Origin of the sequence: Streptomyces cupreus (assembly GCF_014257025.1) — a bacterium.
GTDB classification, from domain to species: Bacteria; Actinomycetota; Actinomycetes; order Streptomycetales; family Streptomycetaceae; genus Streptomyces; species Streptomyces cupreus.
Map to the genome: position 1 here is coordinate 51,087 of NZ_JACMSF010000053.1, position 11,550 is coordinate 62,636.

The 11,550-nt window shown below is 68.3% G+C and carries 9 protein-coding genes; 5 read left to right on the plus strand and 4 right to left on the minus strand.

What is annotated here, in order from left to right; translation table 11 throughout:
* The first annotated feature begins 115 nt into the window (after positions 1–115).
* From H4N64_RS34470 to kynU, 5 genes are read left to right on the plus strand one after another with little or no spacing between them, the layout of a single operon-like run.
* Positions 116–1,021: a tryptophan 2,3-dioxygenase gene (locus tag H4N64_RS34470; protein WP_260860147.1), complete on the plus strand. Its 906-nt coding sequence runs from the start codon at positions 116–118 to the stop codon at positions 1,019–1,021.
* Between the two features lie 31 nt (positions 1,022–1,052).
* Complete coding sequence (locus tag H4N64_RS34475) at positions 1,053–1,982, plus strand: alpha/beta hydrolase (RefSeq protein WP_260860148.1); 930 nt, start codon at positions 1,053–1,055, stop codon at positions 1,980–1,982.
* On the plus strand, positions 1,979–3,568 hold the full coding sequence (locus H4N64_RS34480; protein ID WP_186286471.1) for a tryptophan halogenase family protein: 1,590 nt from the start codon (positions 1,979–1,981) through the stop codon (positions 3,566–3,568). Before H4N64_RS34475 ends, H4N64_RS34480 begins: the two co-directional genes overlap by 4 nt.
* Positions 3,569–3,622: 54 nt before the next feature.
* Positions 3,623–3,856, plus strand: coding sequence for a flavin reductase family protein (locus tag H4N64_RS34485; protein ID WP_472910309.1), 234 nt, complete (start codon positions 3,623–3,625; stop codon positions 3,854–3,856).
* A complete protein-coding gene (kynU, locus tag H4N64_RS34490; RefSeq protein WP_186286472.1) occupies positions 3,802–4,995 on the plus strand; it encodes a kynureninase in 1,194 nt (397 codons plus the stop codon). Before H4N64_RS34485 ends, kynU begins: the two co-directional genes overlap by 55 nt.
* 43 nt (positions 4,996–5,038) lie before the next feature.
* Here kynU and H4N64_RS34495 read toward each other — a convergent pair whose 3' ends face one another.
* From H4N64_RS34495 to H4N64_RS34510, 4 genes are all read right to left on the minus strand, one after another.
* Positions 5,039–6,025 carry a cytochrome P450 gene (locus tag H4N64_RS34495; protein ID WP_336246881.1) on the minus strand — a complete coding sequence of 329 codons (987 nt, stop codon included), beginning with the start codon at positions 6,023–6,025 and terminating at the stop codon, positions 5,039–5,041.
* A gap of 235 nt (positions 6,026–6,260) precedes the next feature.
* A complete protein-coding gene (locus H4N64_RS34500) occupies positions 6,261–6,995 on the minus strand; it encodes a PaaI family thioesterase (protein WP_186286474.1) in 735 nt (244 codons plus the stop codon).
* 16 nt (positions 6,996–7,011) lie between these two features.
* Positions 7,012–7,758, minus strand: a complete 747-nt coding sequence (locus H4N64_RS34505) for a thioesterase II family protein (RefSeq protein ID WP_222109748.1) — start codon at positions 7,756–7,758, stop codon at positions 7,012–7,014.
* Positions 7,755–11,550 (minus strand): amino acid adenylation domain-containing protein (locus H4N64_RS34510; protein ID WP_186286475.1); only part of this gene is annotated, 3,796 nt, incomplete at its 5' end. The genes H4N64_RS34510 and H4N64_RS34505, both read right to left, overlap by 4 nt.

The following is an 11,550-nucleotide window of genomic DNA, read 5'->3' on the forward strand; positions in this document are numbered from 1 at the left end:
TCAGTCTCCGCATCGGCGTGCGATGCTCCGGCCAGGGCTTCGTGGCCCTGTCCACCTCGCCGGCCCTTCGAGCTCCGGCGCTGCCGGCCGACACCTGATGGGAGTTGATGTCGCAATGACGCCGGAGCGTATGGCCCCGCGCTCCTACGCCCCGCTGACCGAGGAGGAACGACGGCGGCGGGCGGAGAGCACCGGCGGTGAGCCGATGCTCGATTTCGATGTCGCCAACGACTCCGAGAGCACGGCCTACATCGGGTACCACCACGTGGACGTCCTGCTCGGTCTCCAGCACCCGCGCACCAGCGAACCCGCCGAGCTGTCGTTCTACATCACCGGCCAGATCCAGGAACTGCTGTTCAAGCTGCTGTTCACCGAGGTCAACCGGATACGGGACCTGCTGTTCGCGGACAACCTCGACGAGGCTCTTCGGTATCTACGACGGGCCGAGCGCGTCCAGCGGGTGCTCACGACGACGTGGGAGCCGCTGAGCACCATCACGCCGACGGAGTTCGCCGCCTTCCGCGACGAGCTGGGCTCGGCGTCGGGCATCCAGTCCTACATGTACCGGCAACTCGAATTCGCGCTCGGCAACAAGGCGCCCCGGATGGCAGAACCGTACCGGCCGGTGGGCTGGGTGTACGAGCAGGTCATGGCCGCGCTGCGGGCACCGAGCCTGTACGACGCGGCGCTCGGCGTGCTCCGGCGCCGCGGCCTGGGCGTCCCGGACCACTGCGTCGAGCGGGACTTCGCCGAGCCCTACCAGCCGCACGCCGCGGTCGAACAGGCATGGGCGCGGGTCTACCGGTCCCACCACGAGCACCGGGACGTTCACGCCCTCGCCGAATCACTGTGCGATCTGAACCATCACTACGCGCAGTGGCGCTACACCCATCTGCTGACCGTGGAACGCATACTCGGCCACAAGCCCGGCACCGGCGCGTCCTCCGGTGTCAGCTGGCTGCGCAAGGTGGCCGAACACCGCTTTTTCCCCGAGCTGTTGGCCGCCCGCACCGTCATCTGATGCCGATCCCACGGTGATTTGGGGGCGATCATTGAGTTTCCTCGTCTACGGCCCGTACAACCAGACCGAGCTGGACCGGCAATATTCTCCGAGCTCCTGTGTGGACGACATGTCCGCCTTCCTCACCGCTTACGCGATGCGCAGCGCGCGAACGAGGACCGAGCTGCCGGTGAACGCCGACATCCCGTACGGCTCCCTGCCCTGCGAAACCCTCGACTTCTTCCCGGCGCGCGGCCCACAGGCGCCGCTCCTGGTGTTCGTCCACGGCGGCTACTGGCAGGAACTCGGCAAGGACGACTCCTCCTTCCCCGCGCGCCGGCTCGTGCCGGCGGGCGCCGCGTTCGCGGCGATCGGCTACGGGCTGGCTCCGCGGTACCGGCTCGACGAGATCGTCGATCAGGTACGACGCGCTGTCTGGTGGCTGGTGGAGCACGCCCAGGACCTCGGGGTCGACAACGAGCGGATCGTGCTCGCCGGAAGCAGCGCCGGCGCTCACCTGGCACTGATGGCGCTGCTCGACGGCTGGATGCCCGAGGGCACACGTCCGGCGGACGTGATCGCTGGAGCGGTCCTGCTCAGCGGCGTGTACGACCTCGAGCCGGTCCGGCTCACCTACGTCAACGAACCGCTGGGGCTCGACGCCGAGGCAGCGGCCCGGCTCGGCCCGATCCACCACCTTCCGGACCGGCTGCCGCCGCTGGTCGTGGCGCGCGGCGGCGCCGAGACCGCCGAGTTCTCGCGTCAGCACCGCGAGCTCGTCGAGGCCGCCACGCCTCGTTCGGCCGCCGTCCACGATCTGGTGATCACGCACCGGAACCACTTCGACATCACCTTCGACCTCGACGATCCCGCCAGTGACCTGGGCGCCGCGGTGCGCCGTCGGCTCGGGCTGCCCGGGCGGGCGTCCAGACGAACGGCAGGCGACTCCGTGCGATCCCACCGAGACATTGGACGCGTATGAGCGACAATCTGATCAAGAAGATACTCGTGCTCGGAGGCGGTACGGCAGGCTGGATGGCCGCTTCCTACCTCGGCAAAGCGCTCGGCTCCACCGTCCGGATCACCGTGCTGGAAGCGCCGGCCATCCCGAAGATCGGCGTCGGCGAGGCCACGATCCCCAATCTCCAGCGGGTGTTCTTCGACTACCTGGGCCTGACCGAAGAAGAGTGGATGCCGGAGTGCAACGCCAGCTACAAGATGGGCATCAGATTCATCAACTGGCGCACTCCGGGCGCCGGTATGGCCCGCCCACGGCCCTACGGGCGGTACGGGGACCAGTTCGACCACCTCTTCGGCCTGCTTCCCACCCACGACAACCTGCCGCTGTCGCACTACTGGACGTACAAGAAGCTCAACGGACTGACCGATGAGCCGTTCGACCGCGCCTGCTACCCACAGCCGGCGCTCTTCGACCGGAAACTCTCCCCCCGCTTCCTGGACGGCCGCCGCGTGGCGAGTTACGCCTGGCATTTCGACGCCGACCTCGTCGCCGACTTCCTGCGCAGATTCGCCACCGCCAAACAGGGGGCGACACACATCGAGGACAAGTTCGTCGCGGCAGAGACCGATCAGCGCGGCCACCTCGTCGCCGTCACCACTGAAGCAGGACGCAGGCTGGAGGCGGACCTGTTCATCGACTGCTCCGGTTTCCGCAGCCTCCTGATCAACCAGGTGATGAAAGAACCGTTCCTGGACATGAGCGACCACCTGCTCAACGATCGGGCGGTGGCGACCAGGGTGGAGCACGACGACGAGCACGGCGTCGAGCCGTTCACCTCCTCGATAGCGATGAGCTCCGGCTGGGCCTGGAAGATCCCGATGCTCGGCCGTTTCGGCACCGGGTACGTGTACTCGAGCCGGTTCACCTCGCAGGAGGAGGCCACCCGGGAGTTCTGTCGGATGTGGGGCATCTCCCCGGACACACATCCGATGAACCACGTCCGGTTCCGGGTCGGCCGGAACCGGCGGGCATGGGTGAAGAACTGTGTGGGAATCGGTCTTTCGTCGTATTTCCTGGAACCGCTGGAGTCCACCGGGATCTACTTCACCTACGCCGCTCTCCACCAGTTGGTGAGGCACTTCCCGGACAAGCGCTTCGATCCGGTGCTGAGGGACAGGTTCAACAGCGAGATCGAGACGATGTTCGACGACACGAGAGACTTCATCCAGGGCCATTTCAGCTTCGCACCGCGCGATGACACGCCGTTCTGGCGGGCATGCAAGGAGCTGGAGCTCGCGCCGGAGTTCGTCCACAAGGTCGAGATGTACAAGGCCGGCCTCGGAGTGGACCTACCGGTGACCGACGAGACCACCTACTACGGAAACTTCGAGGCCGAGTTCCGGAACTTCTGGAGCAACGCCAACTACTACTGCGTGTTCGCCGGCCTCGGCATGATGCCGGAACACGATCCCACGCCGCTCGACTACCGACCCGAGTCCGTCGAATCCGCCGAAGCGGTGTTCGCGCAGGTCCAACGGCGACGAGACGAACTGCTCGACACCCTGCCCCCGATGCACACGTACCTGCGTCGGATCCACGGGAAGTGACCGCTTCCCGGCGCCGAGACCGTAGCCGGACACGGGGAGACGCGGAGGAACACGGTGGTGACGTCCCTCGACCACGACGGCGAGCCTCGCGGCATGACCTGCTCCGCCCTGTGCAGCGTCACCGGTACCCCGCCGACCCTGCTGGTCTGCCTGCGCCGGGAGAACCCGACGCTGGACGCGATCGTCCGCTGTGGGCGGTTCGCCGTGACTGGTCGACCTGGATGGAGACAGCCATGCCCACCCCCAGTCGGGAAACCGCCGAACGACTCGACCGGGCCGATCCCCTGATCGCGCTGCGAGAGAGGTTTTCGTTGCCGGAGGGCATGGTGTACCTGGACGGCAATTCCCTCGGCGCCCTGTCCGTCGGCGTTCCGGCGGCGGTCCAGACGGCCATCGTCGAGAACTGGGGCCGCCACCTCATCAATGTCTGGACCGAGGACGGCTGGTGGGACGTGCCGCTGCGGGTCGGCGACCGCGTCGGGCGCCTGCTCGGTGCGCAGGCCGGCCAGACCGTCGTAGGTGATTCGACTTCGGTCCATCTGTTCAACGTGCTGACGGCCGCGGCCCGGTTGCGTCCGGATCGCCGGCTGCTCCTGGTCGAAGAAGGCGGTTTCCCCACGAACCACTACCTGGCCGCTTCGGTCGCCCGCATTCTCGGGTTGGAGGTCCGCCGGGTACCCATGCCCGACATGGCATCCACCCTCCGCCGGCTGGGTGAGCGGGTCGCGGTCGTCACAGCCGGGGCCGTCGACTTCCGCACCGGCGAACTCTGGGACGTCTGCGCGGTCACGGACGCGGCGCACGACGTCGGTACGCTCGTCGTCTGGGACCTCTGTCATGCCGTCGGCGCCCTCCCGCTGACCCTCGACGCGGACGGCGTGGACTTCGCGGTGGGGTGCTCCTACAAGTTCCTGTCGGGCGGCCCCGGCGCCCCGGGGTTCGTCTACGCCGCCCGCCGCCATCACGGCGACATCGATCAGCCACTGTCCGGCTGGCACGGGCACGCCGAACCGTTCGCGATGGTGCCCGACTACGAGCCCACACCCGGAATCGGACGGCTGCGGGTCGGCTCTCCGAACATCCTGTCCATGCTGGCACTGGACGCGGCACTCGACGTCTTCGACGACGTGGAGATGACCGCGGTCCGCGAGAAGAACGTGGCGCTCGGGGACTTCTTCATCGAGGCGGTCGACGCCCACCTGGCCGGGTGCGGATTCGAGCTGGTCACGCCGCGTCGTGGCGATCGGCGCGGAAGCCAGGTGACGCTGCGCCATCCGGAGGCGGAGGGGATCATGCGGGCCCTGAACAAGCAGGGGATCATGGGCGACGTGCGTCCTCCCGGTCTGCTGCGCTTCGGGTTCAACAGCCTCTACATCTCCTACACCGACATCTTCACAGTCGTCGAGGCACTGCGTTCGTGCACCTGAGGGAGTGACCCCCGCGGCGCACTGACGCGCCGGGCCCGCGTGCTCAGGTGGTGCGCAACGTCACGACCACCGGCATGTGCTTGATGCCGGCCGCGAAGTTGGACGCCAGATGCTCCACCGGGCCGGCGAGGTCGAATCGCTCCACCGAAGCGGCGATCTCGGCGAACAGCGCGTTCAGCGCCATCCGCGCCAAGGCGGCCCCGACGCAGTGGTGCGGCCCGAAGCCGAACGCGACGTGCGGGTTCGGTGATCGGGTGACGTCGAACCGGAAGGGCTCGGAGAAGACCTCCTCGTCTCGGTTCGCCGACCCCAGCCATGTCACCAGCGCGTCGCCCTCAGGCACCTGCCGGCCACGCAACGTCGTGTCCCGAGTCGCGTGGCGCAGGAAGTGATTGGCCGGCGAGGACCAGCGCAGGCCCTCCTCCACCGCGCCGGGCACCAGTCGTGGATCGTCGACCACTTTGCGGTACTCCGCAGGGTTCTCGATGAACGCCAGCACCGTTTGGGTGACGGCGTGCGGTGTGGTGACGTTGGCGCCCAGCAGCAGGCTGTAGCAGTTGTAGACCAGCTCGTCGTGACGCAGTCTGCGCCCGCCCACCTCCAGGCCGAGGAGCGCGCCGATCAGACCGTCTTCCCGAGACGTGTGGCGCGTCCGGCGGGAGAAATACGAGAACAGCTCGTGATGTGCCGTCGCCAAGGTGTTGAGCCCGTTCCCCAGCCGGAATTCAGGGTCTTCCGGTGCGATGGCCGCGGTCGTGAGCACCGTCAGCCGCGCCCAGTCCTGCTGCGGAATGCCCATCAACGTGCCGGTGAACGCCATCGGGAAACCCGCCGCGAGTTCGGCCAGGTCGCGGGGGCCGTCGGCCAGTCGCTCCAGCAGGCCGTGGGCCACCTGCCTGACTTTCGGGACGAACGGCTCCAGTGCCTTCCTGGACAGCAGCTTGGCGATCGGCTCGTGCAGCATCGTGTGCTCCGGCGGGTCGCTGGCCGCCATCATTCTGCCGCCGGCCGGGTCGCGACTGCCGAGCACCGACAGCAGGGTCCCCCGGCTCGAGGTGAACCTGGTGTGGTCCCGGAGCACTTCGCGGACGTCATGGTGTTTGGTGACCGACCAGAATCGGCGACCGTCCGGTGACGACTGGAGGTGGACCGGGGCGCGCTCACGCAGCGTTGTCCAGATGGCGTGCGGATCACCGGAGGCGTACAGGCGCGGATCCGTGAGATCCAGCGAGTCCAGATCCGTGGACGGTGCCGGCGCGATTGGTTCACTCAACTTCATCGAGGTCTCCCTGTTCTCGGCCGTCAGCCGGTTCCCGGACGCAGACAACGGTCCACATGGCCGTCGCCTTGGCCACCAGCTCGCCACGGTCGTCGTACAAGGCGGTGCCGACCGTCGCGGTGCGGCCTTGCCGACGCCATCGGCGTGCGACCACGACATGGGGTGCCGACGGGCGGGGCGGTCTGTGCAGAACGGCGGTCATGCGGGTGAGCACCATCGGCTCCCGGACAGGGTCCGCGGTCCATCCGCCGGGGCAGTCCAGAACACTCCATACCAGCTCGGGCCGGTCGGACAGCGCCGCCGTCGGCGTCCAGGGACACGCCACGGTGCCGGGCACACCGGGGACCTCGCCCGGCGCCACCGGGAATCCGTCCGCCGGTTCGCGGTTCACCCCACAGACGAAACAGGTCGGAAACGGATGACCCGCACGCCCCCGGTAACGTCCGCTCGCTTCGGCTGCCGCCCGGAGGGACACCGCTTCCACAGCGGCGAACTCCGCCGTGGCGGTGGTCATGGTCGCGATCAGCCGGTCACCGTCCCAGATCTGGGAGCGCCGTGCTCCGGGACGGAACTCCAGGGCGTGCTCGAGCCGTGGCGCCACAAGCAGGGTCACGGCGACCGGTGGGCGCTGGTGGTCCGCGGCCAGCTTCGCGAACGTGCCACAGGCATAGCCGCCGTTCGCCGTGTCCGGCGGGCCGTTGTACCTGGCGGGTATGCGCACGGTCCGATCCGCCATGTCACAGCGCCCGCGTGCCGGCCTCGACACCGGCTCGGAGAGCGTCGAGGAGGTGCCCGGGTGCCGTCACGAACGCCTGGTGATCACCCTCCAGCACGAGCGGGGCACAGCGCCCCCAGCGTGCCCAACCGGCCATCAGCCCGGGCGGAATCTCCACGTCGGCGGACCAGCCGATCGCCCGGATCTCGAAGAGCTCCGTCGCGGTCCGGTCCGGACGGTAGGCCCTGTTCGCCGCCAGGTCGTCCACCAGGACCTTGACGAAGAAGTCGACCAGGCGCTTCGTCGGCGTCACCATGCCCAGCAGGTTCACCACCACGCCCCTGAGCTCGTCCTCACTCATGTCGAGGAACCGGCCGTACGGCCCGTCGTCCGGGGCCACTTGTGAGGACACGAAGCAGGTGGTCGGTGACCTGGTGTCGCCGGCCGCCATGTGCCGCGCGAATTCGAAGGCCGCGAGCGCCGCCCCGCAATGCCCGAACACACTGAAGTCGCGGTCCAGGACCGGGCCCAGCTCGGCGGTCATCTGCTCGGCCAGGTTCTCGTATGTCCCGTAATGGGCTTCGCCCATCCGCGTTTCCCGGCCGGGCAGTTGGAGCGGTACCACGGCTGTGTCCCCGATGCGGTCGGGCCACCGGCGGTACATGGAGGCGCCGCAGCCGGAATAGGGAAAGCACAGCAGCAGATGGTTGCAGTCGTCCGGCGGTACGGTGGCGAACCAGCGGTTGTGGTTCTGTTCTTTCCCGATCACGCGTTCCTCCCCGTGGTCCGGTTGCGGAAGGTCTGTTTCAGTACGTTGCCGACCACCTGCATGGATTCCGGCCGGTCCATGTTCTGATGGCTGGTCGGAACGGCGTGGACGGTCATGGGGCCGTGAATGTGGCCCCGCCACGCGCTCGCGGGATCTCGCCGCGAGGAGTCGTCGCCGTCCACGGTGACCAGGCCCGCTTTGAAGAAGACCGCGGCCCCGTCGAATTCCGGCGGCAGATATCCGGTCAGCATCCCGATGTGCTCCACACTGATCCCCGTCACGAGGTCGGAGATCGCGTCCACATCGAGCGAATCCGCGTCGGCGTACCTGTGGCGCAGGAACTGGTCGAACCCCTCACGAATCTCCTGACCGCCGAGGTTCCCCGCTTCGACGGCGGTGTCGGGATAGCAGTCCATCATCGCCAGCAGCTCGACCTCCTCGCCCTGGGCCCGCAGCTCGGCGGCGATCGCGTGCGCGGCGAAGCCGCCGAACGACCAGCCGAGCAGGTTGTACGGCCCGTGCGGCTGAACCGACCGGATCCGGGCCAGATAGGTCTGGACAAGCTCCGCCATCGACGTCGGCATGGCTTCGGGGCCGGTGGGATCGAGCCCGGGCGCCTGAAGCGCGTAGATCGGCCGGTCATCGATGTAGCGGGCCAGGCTGAGATAGAACCAGCCGACGCCGCTTACCGGGTGCAGGCAGAAGAGCGGGCGTTCGGTGCCACCGGAGCGGATGGTCATCAACGGCGCGTAGGTCTCGTCGCGGCCCTCCGGGGCCACGCCGAGCAGCCGTGGCGCCAGTTCGGCCACGGTGGGGCACTCGAACACCGTCCGGATAGGGACGTCGACACGGAGCACGGTGCGGATGCGGGACAGCAGCTTGGTGGCGAGCAGTGAGTGGCCGCCCAGTTCGAAGAAGCTGTCGTCGATCCCGATGTCGGGTACGCCCAGCACCTCGGAGAACAGGCCGGTGAGCACCTCCTCGCGCGCGTTCCGTGCCCGCCGCGACGAGCTGCCGGTGATCTCCGGCGCCGGCAGCGCCTCCCTCCTCAGCTTTCCGTTGGCGGTCAGCGGCAGGCTGTCCAGGAAGATCACCGTCGAGGGGACCATGTACGCGGGCAACTGGCTGCTCGCGAAGGCACGGAGGTCCACCGTCTGGTCGGCGACCGGAACGCTGCCGTAAGTGGTCAGCGGTCCGGCTTGTGCGAAACCGGGCACGCACACATCGGTGCTGACGGTGCCGCCACCGTCGGGTGCCGTAAGTACGACGTCCAGGTGTCCGGCGACCTGCGACCACGTCACCGCCGTCGAATAACCCAGCCGCTCCCCGAGCGTGTAGAGCTCTTCGCGCAGCACCCCGTCGGCCGCCGGCGCGTTGTGCTCGGCGTGGAGCAGGCCGGTGGCGCGCACGGCGGGCGCCAGAGCCGGGTCAGGCACACCGACGATCCGGACGCTCTCGGGCCGCCGCGTCCGCAGGTGCTGTTCCAGCCCTTGGAGGCCGCCCACTTCGCTCCACTCGAGGCGGGGAACGGCAGCGAAGGACCGGGCCCGAACCGGCGCCTTGCGCACTGTCACGTCGTACCGGTACTGACTCAGTTCGTTGTCGTACCAGCCGCGTTTGATTTGTACGTCGACCGCGCCGATCACGTGCAGCTCGTCCCCCAGTGCCGCGAAGAAGTCCGGATGCAGGACGAGTTCGGTCTCCATGGCCATGGCCGTGGCGATGGTGCTGCGGATTCTGCCCAGCTCGGCATCGTCGAGGTCGGCCACGTCCTGGTGACCGAGTCGGCGGATCTGCACCATGGTGGCGAATTCCCGCAGCAGTGCCTTGTTCCGGATGTCGCCGATGAACAGCGCGCCGCCGGGCGCCAGCAGGTCCATCGCCTTCTCGATGACGTCCACCAGGTACTGCACGCTCGGGAAGTACTGGACGACGGAGTTCAGCACGATGGTGTCGAAATCGCGCTCAGGCAGCAGATGCACCTGATCGGCCGGCTGGACGACCAGCTTGACCCGGTCCGCCCAGTCCGCCGCCACCTCGGCGAGGTGCTGCCGGAGCCCGTCGATCACCGACTCGGAGAAGTCCGTGCCGTAGTAGGTGTCGCATTCCGGGGCCAGGTGGGCCAGGAGGAGCCCAGTGCCCACTCCGATCTCCAGCAGCTTCGACGGCCGCAGGGACCGGATCCTCGTGACGGTCGCGTCGCGCCACTCCCGCATCTCGGCCAACGGAATCGGCTTCTCGGTGTAACTGCTGTTCCACCCACGGAAGTCCTCACCGAAGCGGGCGTCGGCAGTGTCACCGGCGTGGTGCTCCCCGAGGTACAGATCGTCGTAGGTGCCCCGCCATTGCTCCACCAGCTCGATCTCCCGGCTCTCCTGTCGGTCGGCGGATGCCACCTGGTTCCGGACGACATAGGCGACCAGTTGCTTGACGCCCCGCCCCGCGATGTCGCGAGCGACGACCGCGGCCTGCGCCACCTGGCGGTGCGCCAGCAGGACCGCCTCGATCTCACCGGGCTCGACCCGGAACCCGCTGATCTTCGTCTGATCGTCGACCCGGCCCACGAACACCAGCACGCCCTCGCGCGTCCAGCGCGCGAGATCACCCGTGCGGTACATCCGTGAACCGGCCGGACCGAAGGGGTCCGCCACGAAACGTTCCGCGGTCGGCCCGGGCAGGCCGTAATACCCGCGTGCCAGGCCGGTGCCGGCGATCCACAGCTCCCCGACGACACCGGGGGCGACCGGATCCAGCTCACCGCTCAGAACGTAGACCCGGGCGTTGCGGATCGGGACGCCGATGGGGACCACCGGATCTTCGAACCGCTGCCGGGTGGCGGCACAGACCACATGAGTCGTCGCATTCACCGTGGTCTCGGTCGGGCCGTAGATGTTGACGACCCGGATGGCGCTGTTCGCCCGGAGAACCCGGTCGACCGCCGCGGTCGGCACGCTGTCGCCGCCGGTCGCAAGGTAGCGCACCGTCCGCAGGCCCGACAGCACGTCCTGCTCCTCGGACGACATGAGGTCGAACAGGCCGGCGGTGGCCCACAGTGTGTCGATCTCGTTCGCCGTGATGAACCGGAGGCGTTGCGCCGGCGACTCCCTGTCAGCCGGCAGCGGGACGAGGGTCTTGCCGCGCAGCAGCGCCGGCCAGATCTCGTACACCGACGCGTCGAAGGCGATCGACGACTGGACGAGAATCCGGTCCCCCGGTCCCTCCGGCCAGCCGTGCCAGGCATCGTTCACGACACTGCGATGGGAGACCGCGACTCCCTTGGGACGTCCGGTTGATCCCGAAGTGAACATCACGTACGCCAGATGGGCCGGGCGCAGTCGGTCATGGGACGGGTTCGTGCGCTCGCCGCCGACGATGTCCGCCAGGTCCAGCCTGGGGATGCGTCCGTCGGGCAGCACGGCGCGCGTGTCGACGGCGCTGCTCGTCAGGATCAGAGCCGGCTTCCCGTCGGCCAGGAGGGAACCGTTGCGCAGACTGGGATAGGCGGGGTCGATGGGCAGGTAGGCGGCGCCGGCTTTCAGGATTCCGAGGATGGCGGCGATCAGTTCCGGCGAGCGGGGGAGTGCGACCGCGACCACTGATTCGAGCTGTACGCCGTGCGCGAGCAGCGCGTGCGCGATCTGGTTGGCGCGTGTGTTGAGCTCGTCATACGTGATGTCCTCGCCGCCGCTGGAGATCGCGATCGCGCCCGGAGTCCGAGCGGCCTGCTGCTCGAACAGGACGGGGATGGATCCCTCCGGAACCGCGGCGTCCTCCGTGGCCCGGTTCCACGTC

Coding starts and splice junctions, on each gene's coding strand:
- H4N64_RS34470 (WP_260860147.1), top strand. CDS start 116: ATGACGCCGGAGCGTATGGCCCCGCGCTCCTACGCCCCGCTGACCGAG.
- H4N64_RS34480 (WP_186286471.1), top strand. CDS start 1,979: ATGAGCGACAATCTGATCAAGAAGATACTCGTGCTCGGAGGCGGTACG.
- kynU (WP_186286472.1), top strand. CDS start 3,802: ATGCCCACCCCCAGTCGGGAAACCGCCGAACGACTCGACCGGGCCGAT.